This is a genomic window from Planctomycetota bacterium, from assembly GCA_035574235.1.
Taxonomy (GTDB): domain Bacteria; phylum Planctomycetota; class MHYJ01; order MHYJ01; family JACPRB01; genus DATLZA01.
Genome location: DATLZA010000191.1, coordinates 1 through 16,349, shown reverse-complemented (window position 1 = coordinate 16,349; position 16,349 = coordinate 1). Strand labels below are relative to the sequence as shown.

Here is a 16,349-nt window from a genome sequence, read left to right as displayed (position 1 = left end):
AAGGAGAAGTCGCGCGCGGCGGGCGCGCGGACTTCCCGTATAATGGCGTCCATGCTTCTGGAAGCGGTTCCCAATTTCAGCGAAGGGCGGCGGGCGGACGTGTGCGCCGCGATCGCCCAGGCCGCGCGGCGCCCCGAAGTGCAGGTGCTCGATCTCGAAATGGACGCGGATCATCACCGGAGCGTGCTGACGCTGGCGGGTCCGCCGGAGCCTCTGGCGGAGGCGGCCTTCGCCGCGGCGCGGGAGGCGGTGGCCCGGATCGATCTCAACGCCCACCGGGGTCAGCATCCGCGGATGGGGGCGATCGACGTCCTTCCCTTCGTGCCGCTCGGCGGAACCCCCATGGAGGTCGCGGTGGATCTGGCGCGCCGCGTCGGGCGGCGGATCGGGGAGGAGCTGGGGGTGCCCGTTTTTCTCTACGAGGCCGCCGCCACGCGTCCCGACCGGCGCAATCTGGCCGACGTCCGCAAACCCCAGTTCGAAGGCCTGCGGGAGCTGATCGGCCGGGATCCGGACCGCGCGCCCGATTTCGGCCCGCCGCGCATTCATCCCACGGCGGGATGCGTGGCGGTCGGGGCGCGCCGGCCGCTGATCGCGTTCAACGTGGACCTGGACACGGAGGACGTGGCCGTCGCCCGAGCGATCGCCCGGAAGGTGCGGGAGCGGGACGGCGGACTTCCGGCCCTGAAGGCCCTGGGGCTTTATCTGGCCGAACGCCGCTGCGCGCAGGTGTCGATGAACGTCTGCGACTACACGCGCACCGGTCTGGCCGAGGCCTTCCGGGCGGTGGAGGCGGAGGCGGCGCGCCTGGGGGCGGGGGTGCGGGGGAGCGAGATCGTGGGCCTGGTGCCGCGGGAGGCGCTCCCGCCGGACCCCGAACGGACGATCCGGCTCGTGGGATTCCATCCGCGGCAGGTGCTGGAGAACCGTCTGGCATGAGCCTCGAGGAGGCGCGCAGGCTTCTGGCCGGAGCGCGCTCGGTGGCGGCCCTGACGGGAGCGGGGGTGTCGGCCGAGTCGGGCCTGGCGACCTTCCGCGGGGCGGAGGGCCTCTGGAAGGGCCGCCGTCCGGAGGATCTGGCCACGCCCGAGGCTTTCGCGCGCGACCCGAAGCGGGTCTGGGAGTGGTACGAGGCCCGCCGGCGGGCCGTCGCGGCCGCCCGGCCGAACGCGGCGCACGAGGCGCTTGCGGCTCTGGAGGCGCGGCGGCCGGGTTTCACGCTCATCACCCAGAATGTGGACGGGCTCCACACGCGGGCGGGTTCGCGGCGCGTCCTCGAGATCCACGGATGTCTCTGGCGCACGCGGTGCTGTTCCTGCGGCGAGGTCCGCGAGGATCGGCGCGTGCCGCTCCCGGCGATTCCGCCCCGCTGCGCCTGCGAAGGTCTGCTGCGGCCGGACGTCGTGTGGTTCGGGGAACCGCTTCCTTTCGAGCTTCTGAGCCGGGCGTTCCGGGCGGTGGACGCCTGCGATGTCCTGATCGTGGCGGGGACGTCCGGCGCCGTGCAGCCCGCCGGCTCGATGGGCCTCCGGGCGCTCGCGCGGGGCGCCGCGGTGATCGAGGTGAACGTGGAGCGGACGCCGCTGAGCGAGGAGGCCACCGTGTTCCTCGAGGGACGCGCGGGGGAGGTTCTTCCGGTCCTCGCGGGTCCGGCCTGAGGATCCGCATCGATCAGGTTCGACCCGCCAGCGCCCACAGAAGGGCCATGCCGAGAACCGCCGCCGAGCCGGCCAGCGAGGCGAAAAGGACGCGGCGATTGAGAGAGCCGGCCACGGGCCGGATCCTCCGCGTCGTTCGCTCAAGACGCGTCTCCGGGGACCGCCGATGTTTCCGGCCGTCCTCCGCGATCTGCGTGAGGTCCAGGCCCGCGGCGGCCCAGGCGCGGAGACCTCCCACGAGGTAGCACGGATCGGCGGTTCCGGCGACCTTAAGCGTTCGGGCGATGAGGGCGCTCATCTTGCCCGTGTCGCACACCAGCGCCACCCGCGGGTGGCGCGTCGCTTCGACGGCGAGGCGGCCGGGGCTCGAATCGGGAGCGTGCAGGGCGTTCGGGATATGGCCGCGCCGGAAGGACGCTTCGTCCCGGACATCCAGGACAACGATTGTGCCTGTGGCGACGTGTTGCCGGAGGGATTCGACCTCGAGGCCCGTGGGGGGGAGCCATCGACGGCTTTGAGGGGCCGGCAGCGGGGAGGGGCTTTTGGGCGTCTCGCACATGGCAGGAGGAGAAGCAAACGTCATGCCAGGCCGGGCCCAAGGGGGGAGGCGGTGAAGGGGGGACGGAAAGGGAGGAAACCCTACCGGGATGTGCGCTCCTTCAGGAACCGTTCGCGGCTGTCGCGGTCGTTCCACCACTTGCGGGCGCCGCCGGCCGTGGCGAACTCGAGGCCCACCACCTGGCCGAGGGCGGCGCGGGCCGCCTCGGCCAGTGCCTGAGCCTCCGCGGGGCGTGCGTTCCGGGCGACCGGATCGGGGACGGCCTCGCCGCGCAGAACCCCTTCGGCGGCCTCGTAGATCACCAGGAGCCGGCTGATCGCGCGCGCGAGGGGGTCGCGGGAGCGTACCTGCAGGAGAAGGTCGGGCAGGCACTGCACGATCAGCCGGGCGTTCTCGGGCGGGCCGGCGTCGAGCTGCTGGAGCAGCGGGTCCACGGCGCGCTCGTCCCCCAGGCGGGCCAGGGCGCGGACCGTTTCGGCGAACAGAAGAGGATCTCCCCGGCTGAGCGCCAGAAGCTGAAGCAGCGGTTCCGTGGCGCGGGTATCTCCGGAGGCTCCGAGCTCCTGAATCACCGTTCGGCGCACCAGCGGGTCGGGCTCGTTGAGGTGGCGCACCAGAGCGGCGGTGACCTCGGGGGCGGAGAGGGTGGCCATCTCGCGGAGCGCCGAGGCCCGGCGGACGGGGCCCAGGGTCTTCAGGCGGGTTTCGAACTCGATCAGGGCGCGGGCGATCTTTTCCTTGGGGACGGCGTAGGACGCGCGGCGATCGATCTCCGCGGGGCCGGAGGTAAAGAAGAGGGCGTGCGCCAGGCCGTCCGGAGCCAGGCGGGCCCGGCCGGCCCACGCCTCGTCCCGCCGGATCGCGTACCCTTCCTCGCGCGCCTCGTAGGTCCAGAAAAAGGCGCTTTCGAGGAACTGCTTGACGCCCTGGACGGAATTGGGGGGGGCGGGGGTCGGTCGGGCGGGCGTCTCCGCGGGGCGCTCGAGAACCTCCAGCGCCGCGCCGAGGACGAGCCGGTCGAAACAGGCGGCGAAGAGGGCCGGATCGTGGAAGACCTCCACGAATTCCAGGCCCGTTCCCAGAGCGACGGCGGCGCCGACGGCGGCGGGCTCCCGGTCGGGCAGGACGGTGAAGTAGGCGCGGATGTCGGCGACGGCGTCCGCATGCTTGCGGAAAAGGTCCACAAGGCCTGCGCGGCCGCGGTCGAGGCGTCGTGCCAGGAGCGCCCAGAGGCCGCCCTGGCCCTGTTCGCGGACGAGCGCGCGGCGCACGGAGGGCGGGGCGACGTAGTGGCCCGATTCGCGGGCGAAGCGGTCGGCCGCGCGCCAGGCGCCGGGCTCCACGCAGAAGACGGGCACGCGCCCCGTCTGGCCGCGGGGGACGATCGTGTCTTCCGTCACCACGCGCGCGCAGCGGCCGCCGGTGAGGACGTCGCCGGCGAGGAAGAGGACGTCCGTCTCGAGATCGTTGCGCGCCTGGAGGGCGAAGAGGCGGTCCTCCTGGAGCTCCAGGCGGCCGGAGGCCACGGCGGCGTGCAGCGGCACGGCGGCCAGGGGGGGCGGCGGGTCGGCGCGCAGGAGCGGGTAAACGGTGATGCTCCGGTAGTGCATGGGAGGGCCGATCTGGAGCCCCTCGAGGGCGCGGGTGACTTCGTTGACGGCGGTGGCGGCGTCGGGCATCCGCACGAGCTGCTGCGCCTGGAGCGCCTCCGCCTGCTCGCGGGTCATGAGCTTGCCGCGGACCTCGACGAGGTTGTGTTCCCGGACGAGCTCCTCCTTGAACTCCGCGGGATTTTTCCACTCGTTGACGCCGACCTGCACGAGTCCCTCGCCCCAGCGGGTCAGCCACGCCTCCGGCACGTAGACGTCGTTGACCTTGCGGTAGCCCGCGCGGGCGAGGATCTCCTCGGCGCTGGGGACGGGCTTTTCGGGGCGTTCCGGGGCGGGCGCGGGTTCCGGGGGCCGCTCCGCCCCGAGAAGACGGGCCGCTTCCTCGCGGGTGACGACGCGGCCGCCCAGGACGACGCGGCCTTTTTCGAAGGCTTCCTGATACGTTCTGGGGATCCATTGGCCGTCCACCCGGACCAGGCCGTGTTCGGCCAGAAGCGTCTCCGGATCGGGGACGCGGGACGGTTCCGGGGCGGCGGGCGGCGGGGTTTCGGACGCGCGGGCGCGTGCGGCCTCGAGGCTGCGGAGGCGCTGCTCGAGTTCGCGGATGCGCCCGCGCCCGCCGAGGACGAATCCGAGGGCGAACGCCCCCAGAGCGCAGCCGGCGAGGAAAAGAACCGCCAGCCTCCCGCGGCGGGGCGCCGGAGGCTCCGCCCGGGGCGTCAGGACGGTCACGGCGCCCGTTTCCGCGGCGGCCGGCACGGCCGCGCTCTCGCGCAGGTGCGCGGCCGCGGCGGCCTTGACGTTCGGGAGGAAGAAGCGCGTGGTCTCGACCGCCGGAAGGTCCCGAAGCGCCTGGAGGGACTCCGTGAAATAGCGGAACTCGCGCGAGCAGGACCCGCACGCGGCCAGATGCTCCTCGAGCAGCCGGCGTTCCTCGGGGCGCAGCCCGCCGTCGGCGTAGTCGGAGAAGAGCTGCTGGGTCGTCGAGCAGTTCATTTCTTCTCGGGGGCGTGCTTTTCGAGCTTCTCCTTTTCGGCCCGTTCGAAGGCGTCCTTGACCTCCTGGACCGTGGGCTCCTGTTTGCCCCAGGAGACCATCTTGAGGTCCCAGCTGATCTCGCGCACGGCCATGAGTTCCAGCCGCTTGTTTCCGCCGATCGTGTAGGCGACGAGGCGGTTGGTCTGGGTGTCGAAGAGGACGAACGCGTCGGTGGACTGGCCGTAGGTGACCACCCCGGCGAGATAGCGGGTGGACTTGTTGTCGATGGACTGGGCCTCGCCGCTTCGGGCGGCGAATCCGGCGACGATTCCGAGCAGGAGGACGAAGCAGAACCAGCCGGCCGAGGATGTGTTCATGGTCAGGCTCCTATCTTCTTCCAGACTTCCTTGAACGCCAGGCGGGCGCGGGAGAGGCGCGACTTGACGGTCCCCAGGGGAACGTTCAGGACGTGCGCGATCTCCTCGTAGGAGAGGCCCTGGACGTCCTTGAGGAGGAGGATCTCGCGGTCCTGTTCTTCCAGAAGCTCCAGAGCGCGGCGGACCGCCTGCCGGGCCTCGTCGTGCTGGAGCCGCACGTCGGGGACGGACTCGGTGGTGTCGGCGCGCACTTCGGGGACGGGGCGCGTCGTGTCGTTCCGGGCGCCCGCGCCGTCGAGGGAGCGGGCCGGATGGCGCGCGCGGCGCTTGAATTCGTCCTTGGCGAGGTTCGAGGCGATCGTGTAGAGCCACGTGGAAAACCGGGCGCTGTTGTTGTAGTCCCCGATCTTCCGGAAGACGCGCAGGAAGGTTTCCTGGGCCAGGTCCTCGGCGGTCCGGAAATCCCCGACGTACCGGTAGAGGAACGAGACGATGGCGTTCTTGTGGCGGGCGACCAGGATCTCGAAGCCTTCCATGACGAGGTCCTCCGGCGCGCCCTTGAGCCGCGCCATGATTTCGTGATCGGGCAGCGAGGCCAGTTCGTCCCTGCGATCCATTTCTTACACGACGCGCCGCGGCCGGGTGTTCCGGCGGGCCATGGTATCAGGAGGCGGCGAGGGCCGCAACGGTAGAGGGCGACCCGCCGTTGCGGGCGCCGTCGCGGGTGTGGTAGGATACCCCGGCAGGATGCCCGAGCTCCACCACCATCCCAAGCTCTCGGAGAGCGGGGTGTTCCACCGCTCCGTCCGGGGCGGGGAGCGCGCGCGGCTCTTTTGGGTCATGGTGCTGACGGGCGGCACCATGGCCGCCGAGTTCGCCGGCGCGTTCCTGACGGGGTCGCTCGCGCTTCTCGGCGACGCCGTCCACATGCTCAGCCACTTCCTGGCGGTGGCCCTGTCCTACACGGCGATCCTCATCGCGCTGCGGCCGGCCCCGCCGGACAAGACGTACCGGTACTGGCGCATCGAGATCCTGGCCAGCCTCCTGAACGGGATCAGTCTCCTGCCGGCGGCCGGCTACATGATCTACAAGGCGATCGACCGGCTCCGGCGGCCGGTGGAGATCGACGCCCTGGGGACGCTTGTCGTGGGGGCGCTCGGCCTGGCGGTCAACGTGGCCTGCGCGGCGATCCTGCACCGGCACTCGCGCCACGATCTCAACGTGCGGGGCGCTTTCCTCCACATGCTGGCCGATTCGGCCACCTCCGTGGGGGTCCTGGCGGCGGCGGGCGCGGTGCACTTTCTGGGGTGGAGGGCGGCCGATCCCCTGATCGCGGTCCTCATCAGCGGCCTCATCGTGGCGTGGTGCCTGTCGCTGCTGAAGTCCTCCTTCCGGATCCTGCTGGAGTCGGTTCCGCACCATATGGAGCTCGAGGAGATCCGGCGCGCGATGCGCGAGGTTCCCGGGGTGCTCGACGTCCACGACCTGCACGTCTGGACGATCACGTCGCGCATGTACGCGCTGACGGCGCACGTGCGGCTGGCGGAAGACGCCCCGGTTTCCCGGACCGAGGAGCTTTCGCGGCGCCTCCGCCGGCTGCTCGACGAGCGCTACGAGATCAATCACGCGACGTTCCAGTTCGAGGTCGGAGAGACGGAAGCGCTGCGCTGCGAACACGAGCACCGGCCCGCGGCGGAGGCGCCGAGCGCGCCGCCGGCGGCGTCGTAGCGCGCCGGGCCTCAGAGGGGCGCGGCGGGAAGCTCGATCCAGAACCGGCTGCCGGCGTCCGGCCGCGACTCCACGCCGCAGCGGCCCTGCATGCGTTCGACCGCCTTTCGCACGAGGGCCAGCCCGATGCCCGTGCCCGGGTATTCCTCCAGCCGGTGGAGCCGCTCGAAGACGCCGAAGATGCGGCCGTGATACTCGGGGGGGATGCCGATGCCGTTGTCTTCCACCCAGAGGCGGACGAAGTCCCCTCGGGGCTCGGCGCGCACGCGGATCCGGGGGACCGTCCCCGGCGCCACAAACTTGAGCGCGTTGGAGAGAATCTGCGCGAGCACGAGCCGGAGCGTGCGCCCGTGCGCCAGGACCGAGCCCAGGGGGCGCTCGACGGCGACGTCGGCCCGCCGCCGCGCGATCTCGTCGGCCAGATCCGCCAGCGCGCCGTCGACCGCCTCCTCGAAGCGCTCGGGCCGCGCCGTAAGATCCGCCTGGGTGATGCGGACGTAGCTCAGGAGGTCCTGGATGAGGTCGTCCATGCGCCGGCTCGCCTCGGCGATGCGGCGGGCGCAATCCTGGCCGGCCGGATCCAGGCCGGCCGCGTAGTCCTCCAGGAGCGCCTGGCTGAAGCCCGCCATGGCGCGCAGCGGCGCCCGCAGGTCGTGGGCCACCGTGTAGGCGAAGGTGCTCACGTCCTCGAGCGCTTCCTCCAGCTCGCGGGTCCGTTCCCGGACGCGCCGCTCGAGGGTCTGATTGAGGCGCTGGAGCTCCTCTTCCGCCCGGCGGCGCAGGACGAACAGCCCGATCTGACGGCCGAGGGACCCGAGGAGGCGAAGCAGTCCCTCGTCGGGAGGCTCCTGCGGGTCCCGCGCGAAGAAGACCAGGGCGCCGCCGGCTTTCGGGCCCACGGGGACGACCGCGCGCACCGCCGATCGGAGACCCTCCTCGGCCGCCGCGGCGGCGCAGGGAAACTGGGGCCGGGTCCGGAGATCCGGGATCCATTCGGGGTCCGCGCCGGCCGGCTCCTCGGGCACGCCCTTCCGGGCGGCTTCCCGCAGGCGGACGAACTGCTCGGGGAGGTCCGGCCAGAACCGGACCAGGGCGGCGCGACCCCCTTCGGGAGGAGGCATCCAGAGCGCACCCGCCGACCAGTCCAGACACGTCCCCAGCACCTCCAACAGGCGCGGGGCCGCCTCCTCGAGGGCGGAGGCTTCGGACAGCAGTCCCGTGGCCTGGTAGACCGCCGCCTGGCAGGTCTCCACCCGATGCCGTTCGGTGACGTCCCGCGCGATCCCTTCCCAGGCTTCCACGTCTCCCGCCGAACCGCGCAGCGCCGAGAAGCGCTGCTCGACCCACCGCGTCCGTCCGTCCTTCCCGCGCCAGCGGAGCACGACCGGAGCGGCCGGCGGCTCCTCGCGCGCCAGGATCTCCTGGAGCTGCGGGCGGTCCGCCGGGTGCACCACGTTGAACGCCAGCTCGGCGTCGGCGTAGTACTCGCCGGGGGCGTATCCGGTGAGCGCGGCGACGGCGGGGCTGACGTATTCGCAGACCGGCCGGGGGCGCAGGCGAAGGCAGTAAAGAACGTCCGGGACGTTCTCGACGAGACGCCGGAAGAAGTCGGCCGCGCGGGGGACGGCGGGTTCCCCGCAAAGAGCGCCGCAGAGCGCGTCCAGGAGTTCGTCCGGGTTGCGGGGTTTCTCGAGGACGCCGCGGGCGCCCAGGGCGCGCACGCGGGCCGCCAGGTCCGGATCCCATCGGGGCAGGAGGAAAAGCACCGAGGGAGCGGAGGGAAGGACCCGGAGGCGCTCGAGGAACACCGCCGCGTCGAGATCCGGAAGATCGGCCGAGCAGATGGCGGCGTGGAACTCCCCGCGGGCCAGCAGGTCGAGGGCTTCGTCGGCGCGGCAGGCCGTCCGGGCGACGAGGCTCGGCACGCGCCCGCCCAGGGCTTGTCCCAGGAGGCGCGCAAAGTCCGCGTCGGTGTCCACCACGAGGACGTGGAGGTTCATGAAGTCCCCCTCTGGACGCGGACAGGGCGCCGGACGCCCGCTCGGTCCGGCCGGGCGGCCCAATAAGACGCGCGCGACCTCTTCGGCGTTACGCCGAAACGAACCCTACGCGGGCTTGGCGGGGTCGCGCGTGAGCGCGCGCTCCAGAGGCTCCGGCAGCGCCGCGTGTGTCCCGGGAGCGGCCGGGGAAGGAGAGGAAACGGCCTGGTGGGCCGGGTGGACGACGCCCATGGTGATCACGATCCGCATGGCCTCCTCGACGGAGACCGGAAGCGGAATGACGTCCTCCCGCGGGACGTAGCAGACGTAGCCGGTGAACGGCGTGGGGGACGTGGGCACGTAGACGCACAGGAGATGCTTCCGGGTCGCTTCGTCGAGGGACCGCATGCCCTCTCCCGTCACGAAGCCGATCGAGTAAACGCCGTAGGTGGGGAAGGGAATGGCCACGGCGTGTTTGAAGTCCACCTTTTTCTCGGGGGAGAAGAAGAAGTCCGTGAACTGCTTGGCGTACGGGTAGATGACGCGGACGACGGGGAGGCGTTTGAGGGCGGCGTCGAACACGTGGTAGAGCCGGCGCCCCACGAAGGTCGCCGCGAAGAAGCCCATGACGAACGTGAGGACGATCGCGAAGGCGAACCCGAGGAACGGAGCGCCCCAGGCGAAAAACCAGGCGGTCGTTTCCCCCTCGGGGGTCCATCCCATGAACCGGCGGGCGCCCCACTTGAGGGCGTTTCCGATCGGCACGCCGACGCTGCCGTAGAGGAAATCGAAGACGAGGTAGAGGACGAACCCCGTCAGCACCAGGGGAAGGAGCGCCACCAGACCGCGCGCGAAAAACTTCTTCATACGCCTCCGTCGAACGCGGACACGTCCATTATTCCACACCCGGGGTCCGCCGGGCTACCCTTTCACGCAGCCGATGGGCCTCAGGCGGGCCACCTTCCGGCTCACGCCGGCCCGCTCCATCACGTCCACGACGAGCGAAGCGTCCTTGTAGGCCTCGGGCATCTCCTCCGCCACGGAGTCGCGCCCGTGGGCCATGACGATGACCCCCCGTTCCTCCTCGAGCTCCCGGAAGAGGTCGCGCCCGGCGGTGCGGCGCTTCATTTCGGTGCGCGAATGGGCGCGGCCGGCCCCGTGGCAGGTGGAGCCGAACGTCTCCCGCATCGAGCCTTCGAGCCCGATGAGGAGAAAGCTCGCGCGGCCCATGTCGCCGGGGATGAACACCGGCTGCCCCAGGTCGCGGTAGGCTTCGGGGAGCGCGGGGTGCCCGGGCGGGAAGGCCCGGGTGGCGCCCTTGCGATGGACGCAGACACGCCGTCCGCCGTGGTCCTCGAACTTGGCGATGTTGTGGCAGACGTCGTAAATGAGCCGCGCGTCGAGCGATTCTTCGGAAATTCCCAGGGTCCGCGCGAAGGCCCGCCGCGTCAGGGCGGTCATGACCTGGCGGTTGACCCAGGCGTAGTTGGCCGCGCACGCCATGGCCCCGAGATACCGGCGGGCCTCGTCGCTCTTGAGCGGCGCGCAGCAGAGCTGCCGGTCGGGCAGCTCGATTCCGTACTTCCGGGCGGCCTGAACCATCGTGCGCAGGGAGTCCTCGCACACCTGGTAGCCGAAGCCGCGGGAGCCGGAGTGGATGGAGAAGCAGACCGTCCCCAGGCGCAGGCCGAAGCGGGCCGCGACGTCGGGCCGGTAGATCTCGTCGACGACCTGGATTTCGAGGAAGTGGTTGCCGCTGCCGAGGGTCCCCACCTGCGGCATCCCGCGGGCGAAGGCCCGCTCGCTCACGCAGGACGGATCCGCTCCGGCGTATCGGCCCCCGTCCTCGATGTGCTCGAGGTCGTCCGGCGTCCCGTAGCCGCGCTCGACCGCCCAGCGGGCCCCCTGCGTCACAAGCGCGATCTGGTCCTCCTTGCCGGGGACCGGGATGGCTCCTTCGCTTCCCACGCCGGCCGGGATGGCGCGGAAGACCGCCCGCACAAGATCCCGGAGCCTGGGCTGGACGTCCTCCCGGAGGAGGCCCGTCCGGACGAGGCGGACGCCGCAGTTCACGTCATACCCCACGCCCCCCGGGGAGATCACGCCCTCCTCGGCGTCGAAGGCGGCCACGCCTCCGATGGGAAAACCGTATCCCCAGTGGAAGTCGGGCATCGCCAGGGAGTAGCCGACGATCCCGGGCAGGTGGGCCACGTTGCGGACCTGCTGGATGGCGTCGTCGGACTTCTGGGTCTCCAGAAGCTCCCGCGTCGCGTACACCCGGCCCGGCACCCGCATGCCGCCGGTCTTGGGAATCTCGAAGAGGTACGGCGCGATGGGAACGAGGTCGCTCATGGGGCCTCCGCCTCACAGGTCGAAGATGACGCGCGCCCTCCAGCCGCCGTTCGTCGGAGCGGCCTCGAGCTGGTGATACGTGACGGCCTTGATTTCCGTCCGCAGGGGATGGCGGGCGGGGTCGTAGGGTTCCCATCCGGCCTCGACCGCGCCCGGCCTGGGGAGGAAGGTGACGTACATTCGCCGCTCGGCCGAGAAGCGGTAAAGGAGCTCGGAGAGAAAGGCGTGCAGCGCCTCCGCCGGATCTTCCGGGCGGACGTCGAACGTGTCGCTCGCCGTCGGCCGCGGGTCCGGGGCTTCGGCGAGGATCGCGAACATCGCCGCCGCGGTTTCGGCGAAAAGCGCCTCGAGCGTCGGAGCTCGAACCTCCACGCCCGTGTCCCCCGTGTGGTCGATCAGCTCGTAGGGCACGGCCTGAGTATAGCAAAGACGCGAGTCCCGCGGCGATCCCCCGGTTCCGGCCGGATCGGACCGCGCTTGACCGCCCGCGGGGGATCGGTTTAGATAGCCGCGAGATGACGGGGGATCTCATGCACCTGCACGCCATCGGGGAGACGGCCGGAACCGTCTGGAAGACCTTGGGCGCCCGGGGCCGCGTGGCGCTGACGACGCTGCCGAAGCTTGTGGACCGCGACGGCGCGCTCGTTCAGCAGGCCGTGGGCTGGCTGGCCCGCGAACAGAAAATCGAGTTCGAGAGGGAAGGGCGCGCCCTGTACGTCCGCCTCACCCGGGCGGAGGCGGAGGCCTACCGCCGCCAGAACGGCATCGCGTGACGGCCGACCCGTGCTGCGGACGATCGTCCTGGACGGACAGAGCCTGACGTACGACGACCTGCGCGTCCTGGCGCGGGAGGGCGCGCGGCTGCGGGCGTCTCCGTCCGCCCTCCGGCGCGTCCGGCGTTCGCGCGGGATCGTCGAACGGGCGCTGCGCGAAGAGCGGACCGTCTACGGCGTCAACACGGGCTTCGGCCGCCTGGCTGAGACGCGCGTTCGGCCCGAGCGCCTGGAGGAGCTCCAGGAGAATCTCCTGCTTTCGCACGCCTGCGGGCTGGGATCGCCCGTCCGGGAGACGGGGATTCTTCTGGCGTTGCGGGCGAACGCGCTTCTGCTGGGCTATTCGGGGGTGACTCCGGAACTTCCGCGGTTTCTCGTCGAGATGTACAACCGCGGGATCCGGCCCGTGATCCTCGAGCAGGGCTCCGTGGGGGCCAGCGGGGATCTGGCGCCGCTGGCTCAGCTGGGATGCGTCATGTCCGGTCGCGGCGAGGTCTGGGCGGGCGCGCGCCGGAGGAGCGCCCGGGAGGCCCTGCGCCGCGCGGGGCTGCGCCCGTACCGGTTCCGGGCCAAAGAGGCCCTCGCCCTGATCAACGGGACGTCCTTCACGGCGGCGCTTCTGGCGCGCGCGGTCGCCGACGCCGAAACGCTCCTCAAGCTGGCGGACCTGGCGGGGGCCATGAGCCTGGAGGCGCTCAAGGGGAGCCTCAAGCCCTTCGACGCGCGGTTTCATCGCCACCGGCCCCATCCCGGCCAGCTCGCCGTGGCGCGCAATTTCCGGGCGCTCCTGGAGGCCAGCGAGGTCCTGGAATCTCACCGCCACTGCCGCAAGGTTCAGGACGCCTACTCGCTGCGCTGCATTCCGCAGGTTCACGGGGCCGCCCGCGACGCGTGGACGGCCGCGCGGGACATCCTTGTCCGGGAGGCCAACTCGGTCACCGACAACCCGCTCGTCTTCGAGAACGGCGAGATCCTCTCGGGGGGCGCGTTTCACGGGCAGGCGCTGGCCCAGGCGGCCGACGCTCTCTCCGCGGCGCTCGTCTCCGTGGCCAACATTTCCGAGCGGCGGATCGATCGGATGACGAATCCGGACCTGAGCGAGCTTCCGCCGTTCCTCGTGCGGGAGGGCGGCCTCCATTCGGGGTACATGATGGTTCAGGTCGCCGCCGCGGCCGTGGCCGCCGAGTGCCGCGCGGACGCGGCTCCGGCCAGCGTCCATTCGATCCCGACCGGCGCCTCGAAGGAAGACCATGTCCCGATGGCGCCCCTGGCGGTCCGGCGGCTCCGGCGCGTCCTGGACAACGCCCGCAAGGTGGTCGGGATGGAGCTTCTTTGCGCCGCCCAGGGACTCGATTTCCTCCGTCCGCTGCGTCCCGGCCGGGGCGTCGAAGCGGCCCACCGGAGGCTCAGGCGCGAGATCCCGCACCTCGAGCGCGACCGGTACCTGCTGCCGGAAATCGGGAGCGTCACCTCCCCCGAAAGCGGCCTGCCGGAGGCCGTGCTCGAGGCGGCCGAGCGCGCGGCGGGGCCGCTCGTGTAAAATCATGAGGAGCGTGGAACGTCCTTCGCCGACGGCGCCCGGCCTCAAGCCGGTGCGGGCCCCTCGGGGCCGCACCCTCCACTGCCGGTCCTGGCAGACCGAAGCCCCGTACCGGATGATCCAGAACAACCTCGACCCCGAGGTGGCCGAGGACTGGCGGAATCTGATCGTGTACGGCGGCACGGGAAAGGCGGCGCGCGATTGGGCCTGCTTCCGCGCGATCCTGCGCGCGCTCCGGAAGCTCCGGGACGACGAGACGCTGCTCGTTCAGTCGGGAAAGCCCGTGGGGATTCTTTCCACGCACCCGATGGCTCCGCGGGTTCTGATCGCCAACTCGCTTCTGGTTCCCGCCTGGGCCACGTGGGACGAGTTCCGGCGCCTCGAGGCGCTGGGTCTGACCATGTACGGCCAGATGACGGCCGGTTCGTGGATTTACATCGGAAGCCAGGGGATTCTGCAGGGAACGTTCGAGACGTTCATGGCGGCGGCTCGGACGCACTGGAATTCGGACCTGACCGGCCGGTGGGTGCTTTCGGGCGGGCTGGGAGGGATGGGCGGCGCGCAACCGCTGGCGGCCGTGCTCGGCGGCGGGGCGTTCCTCGGCATCGAGGTGGACGGCCGGAAGATCGACCGGCGGATCGAGCAGGGGTACCTGGACCGCCGGGCGACGTCCCTCGACGAGGCGCTCGAATGGGTGCTGCGGGCGCGGGAGCGGCGGGAGGCCCTGAGCGTTGGGCTGGAGGGAAACTGTGCGGAAGTGCTGCCGCGGATTCTCGAGCGGGGCCTCGTTCCCGACCTGGCGACCGACCAGACGAGCGCCCACGACGCGCTCGGGGGGTATGTCCCCGCGGGTCTGTCCCTCGCGGACGCTCAGGAGCTTCGCCGCGCGCGTCCCGAGGAGTACGTGCGGCGGTCGCTCGAATCGATGGCCGCGCACTGCCGGGCGCTTCTGGCGTTTCGGGAACGGGGAGCGGTGGTCTTCGATTACGGCAACAACCTCCGCGGCCAGGCGCGGCGGGCGGGCGTGGAGAACGCGTTCGATTATCCCGGGTTCGTTCCGGCCTATCTGCGTCCGATGTTCTGCGAGGGCCGGGGTCCCTTCCGCTGGGTGGCGCTCTCGGGCGATCCCCGGGACATCGAGGAAACCGATCGCGCGATCCTGAAGCTTTTCCCGAAGGATCCGGTGCTGGCGCGCTGGATTCCCCTGGCGCGCCGCCGCGTGCGGTTCCAGGGGCTGCCGGCCCGGATCTGCTGGCTGGGCTACGGGGAGCGCGCGGAGTTCGGGGCACTCCTGAACCGGATGGTGCGCCGCGGCGTCCTTCGGGCCCCCGTGGTCATCGGCCGCGATCATCTCGACGCGGGGAGCGTGGCCTCGCCCTTCCGGGAGACCGAAGGGATGAAGGACGGATCGGATGCGATCGCCGATTGGCCGGTGCTCAACGGGCTTCTGGGCGCCGCGGGCGGCGCCACGTGGGTGGCGGTCCATCACGGGGGCGGGGTCGGGATCGGAAACTCGATCCACGCGGGAATCGTGGTGTGCGCGGACGGGACGCCGCGGGCCGCCCAGAAGCTGGAGACGGTGCTGACGAACGATCCCGCGCTCGGGGTGCTTCGGCACGCGGACGCGGGCTACGCGGAGGCCCGGGCCTTCGCGCGCCGGAAGGGGCTCGATCGGATGAAATGAACCGTCCGTCCCGCCGGCCGTATAATAAGGCAAACAGCTCATGGCGGTCCCGCGCGACGAAATCCTTCTTCTCTGGCGCGCCCTCCGGCGCGGGCGGGTCGATCTCAAGGCGGTGCGCAAGGCGCTCCGCCACCGTCTTTCCCATCCCGTCTCCCTGGGGGAGGCGTTGCGGCTGGATCCCGGCGAGCGCGAGGCGCTGGCCCGGGACGCGTCGCTTCCCGATCCGGCGGCCGATCGCGCGTCGCTCGAAGCGCTCGGGGGGCTTCTGCGCGAGGAAGAGCAGCTGACCGTCGCGGAATGGGAGCGCTTCCTCGCGTCCCTCGAAGAGCGGGGTTCGCGGGTCGCGTACGAGGGGCTGCCGGTGCCCCGGGCGTTCGGCGGCTGCACGCTCCGCTGGGAACTCGTGCGCCGGGAGCGCGGGGTGGTCTATCGCGCGCGCGACGCCGAGGGGCGCGAAGTGGCCGTCAAGGTGTTCCGCCCGGAGGTCTCCGCGGCGGCGGAGCTGCCGCGCGTGGAGGGGCACGCCTACGTCGTCTCGCGCTTCGAAGAGGGAGAGTCGCTCGAAGGGCGGCGGCTGACGGCGCGGCGCGCCGCCGACGCGATCCGGCGCGCGGCGGAGCAGGTACGGGAGCGCCCGCACGGCGCGCTTACCCCCGCCCGGATCCTCGTGCGCAAGGACGACTCCGTGGCGGTCGTCGGTTTCGAATCCGCGCGGGCCGTGCCGCCTTCGGCGCGGGCGCGTCGCTACGCGGCGGGCGGGGGGGATGTCCGGGCGCTCGGGGCGATTCTCTACGAGCAGCTCGTGGGCGTGCCGCCGGCGGGAGACGAGCTTTCCCCCGCGGCCCGCGCGGCGGACGTTCCGGCGGAGCTCGATCGCGTGGTGCGCTGCGCCTTGAGCGGAGGGTACGCGTCCGCCGGGGAGTTGGCGGACGACCTGGGACGGTTTCTGCGCGGGGAGCCGGTCACCGGGCGGGCGGGGGCGGCGGCTCCGGCGGCGGTCCCGCGCAAGAAGGTTCGGGCGGGAACGGCGGTCGGGGTGGCGGCGGCGCTGGTCGCCGCGGCGGGCGTCGCGGCGCTCCTGATGCGGCCGGAAAAGCCGCGCCCGGAGGAG

General features: G+C 71.7%; 15 protein-coding genes. 7 read left to right on the top strand and 8 right to left on the bottom strand.

Features of this window, described 5'->3' with window-relative positions:
• Positions 1-51: 51 nt before the first annotated feature.
• On the top strand, positions 52-939 hold the full coding sequence (ftcD, locus tag VNO22_18040) for a glutamate formimidoyltransferase (GenBank protein HXG63277.1): 888 nt from the start codon (positions 52-54) through the stop codon (positions 937-939).
• A complete protein-coding gene (locus VNO22_18035; GenBank protein HXG63276.1) occupies positions 936-1,658 on the top strand; it encodes an NAD-dependent protein deacylase in 723 nt (240 codons plus the stop codon). The genes ftcD and VNO22_18035 overlap by 4 nt, the downstream gene beginning before the upstream one ends.
• 13 nt (positions 1,659-1,671) lie before the next feature.
• Here VNO22_18035 and VNO22_18030 read toward each other — a convergent pair whose 3' ends face one another.
• The 4 genes from VNO22_18030 to VNO22_18015 are packed head-to-tail and all read right to left on the bottom strand — an operon-like array spanning position 1,672 to position 5,799.
• Positions 1,672-2,241, bottom strand: a complete 570-nt coding sequence (locus VNO22_18030; GenBank protein ID HXG63275.1) for a rhodanese-like domain-containing protein — start codon at positions 2,239-2,241, stop codon at positions 1,672-1,674.
• A 56-nt stretch (positions 2,242-2,297) separates the two neighbouring features.
• On the bottom strand, positions 2,298-4,823 hold the full coding sequence (locus tag VNO22_18025) for a DUF6569 family protein (protein ID HXG63274.1): 2,526 nt from the start codon (positions 4,821-4,823) through the stop codon (positions 2,298-2,300).
• Positions 4,820-5,182 carry a hypothetical protein gene (locus VNO22_18020; protein ID HXG63273.1) on the bottom strand — a complete coding sequence of 121 codons (363 nt, stop codon included), beginning with the start codon at positions 5,180-5,182 and terminating at the stop codon, positions 4,820-4,822. The genes VNO22_18025 and VNO22_18020 overlap by 4 nt, the downstream gene beginning before the upstream one ends.
• Before the next feature lie 2 nt (positions 5,183-5,184).
• Positions 5,185-5,799: a sigma-70 family RNA polymerase sigma factor gene (locus VNO22_18015; GenBank protein ID HXG63272.1), complete on the bottom strand. Its 615-nt coding sequence runs from the start codon at positions 5,797-5,799 to the stop codon at positions 5,185-5,187.
• Positions 5,800-5,929: 130 nt separating this feature from the next.
• Between VNO22_18015 and VNO22_18010 the strand changes: the two genes are divergently transcribed.
• Positions 5,930-6,910, top strand: a complete 981-nt coding sequence (locus tag VNO22_18010; protein ID HXG63271.1) for a cation diffusion facilitator family transporter — start codon at positions 5,930-5,932, stop codon at positions 6,908-6,910.
• Between the two features lie 11 nt (positions 6,911-6,921).
• Here the strand turns inward: VNO22_18010 and VNO22_18005 are convergent, their stop codons facing one another.
• From VNO22_18005 to VNO22_17990, 4 genes are all read right to left on the bottom strand, one after another.
• Positions 6,922-8,910, bottom strand: coding sequence for an ATP-binding protein (locus VNO22_18005; GenBank protein HXG63270.1), 1,989 nt, complete (start codon positions 8,908-8,910; stop codon positions 6,922-6,924).
• A gap of 105 nt (positions 8,911-9,015) precedes the next feature.
• Entirely contained in the window at positions 9,016-9,756 is a 741-nt protein-coding gene (locus VNO22_18000) for a DUF502 domain-containing protein (GenBank protein ID HXG63269.1), read from the bottom strand.
• Positions 9,757-9,810: 54 nt separating this feature from the next.
• A complete protein-coding gene (locus VNO22_17995) occupies positions 9,811-11,241 on the bottom strand; it encodes an RtcB family protein (protein HXG63268.1) in 1,431 nt (476 codons plus the stop codon).
• A gap of 12 nt (positions 11,242-11,253) precedes the next feature.
• On the bottom strand, positions 11,254-11,652 hold the full coding sequence (locus tag VNO22_17990; protein ID HXG63267.1) for an archease: 399 nt from the start codon (positions 11,650-11,652) through the stop codon (positions 11,254-11,256).
• 104 nt (positions 11,653-11,756) lie between these two features.
• Here VNO22_17990 and VNO22_17985 point away from each other — a divergent pair, with 104 nt between their 5' ends.
• The 4 genes from VNO22_17985 to VNO22_17970 form a co-directional block, all read left to right on the top strand.
• Positions 11,757-12,014, top strand: a complete 258-nt coding sequence (locus VNO22_17985; protein HXG63266.1) for a winged helix-turn-helix domain-containing protein — start codon at positions 11,757-11,759, stop codon at positions 12,012-12,014.
• Positions 12,015-12,024: 10 nt separating this feature from the next.
• Complete coding sequence (gene hutH / locus VNO22_17980) at positions 12,025-13,554, top strand: histidine ammonia-lyase (GenBank protein ID HXG63265.1); 1,530 nt, start codon at positions 12,025-12,027, stop codon at positions 13,552-13,554.
• Positions 13,555-13,558: 4 nt separating this feature from the next.
• Positions 13,559-15,238, top strand: coding sequence for a urocanate hydratase (gene hutU / locus VNO22_17975; GenBank protein HXG63264.1), 1,680 nt, complete (start codon positions 13,559-13,561; stop codon positions 15,236-15,238).
• Between the two features lie 40 nt (positions 15,239-15,278).
• The coding region (locus VNO22_17970) for a hypothetical protein (protein ID HXG63263.1) at positions 15,279-16,349 on the top strand (1,071 nt) is incomplete at its 3' end.

Excerpts from the sequence above, each read along its gene's own strand:
- VNO22_17985 (HXG63266.1), top strand. The coding sequence starts at position 11,757 with ATGACGGGGGATCTCATGCACCTGCACGCCATCGGGGAGACGGCCGGA.
- VNO22_17995 (HXG63268.1), bottom strand. The coding sequence starts at position 11,241 with ATGAGCGACCTCGTTCCCATCGCGCCGTACCTCTTCGAGATTCCCAAG.
- VNO22_18035 (HXG63276.1), top strand. The coding sequence starts at position 936 with ATGAGCCTCGAGGAGGCGCGCAGGCTTCTGGCCGGAGCGCGCTCGGTG.
- VNO22_18015 (HXG63272.1), bottom strand. The coding sequence starts at position 5,799 with ATGGATCGCAGGGACGAACTGGCCTCGCTGCCCGATCACGAAATCATG.
- hutU (HXG63264.1), top strand. The coding sequence starts at position 13,559 with ATGAGGAGCGTGGAACGTCCTTCGCCGACGGCGCCCGGCCTCAAGCCG.
- VNO22_18005 (HXG63270.1), bottom strand. The coding sequence starts at position 8,910 with ATGAACCTCCACGTCCTCGTGGTGGACACCGACGCGGACTTTGCGCGC.
- VNO22_18010 (HXG63271.1), top strand. The coding sequence starts at position 5,930 with ATGCCCGAGCTCCACCACCATCCCAAGCTCTCGGAGAGCGGGGTGTTC.
- VNO22_18000 (HXG63269.1), bottom strand. The coding sequence starts at position 9,756 with ATGAAGAAGTTTTTCGCGCGCGGTCTGGTGGCGCTCCTTCCCCTGGTG.
- VNO22_18030 (HXG63275.1), bottom strand. The coding sequence starts at position 2,241 with ATGACGTTTGCTTCTCCTCCTGCCATGTGCGAGACGCCCAAAAGCCCC.
- VNO22_18025 (HXG63274.1), bottom strand. The coding sequence starts at position 4,823 with ATGAACTGCTCGACGACCCAGCAGCTCTTCTCCGACTACGCCGACGGC.
- ftcD (HXG63277.1), top strand. The coding sequence starts at position 52 with ATGCTTCTGGAAGCGGTTCCCAATTTCAGCGAAGGGCGGCGGGCGGAC.
- VNO22_18020 (HXG63273.1), bottom strand. The coding sequence starts at position 5,182 with ATGAACACATCCTCGGCCGGCTGGTTCTGCTTCGTCCTCCTGCTCGGA.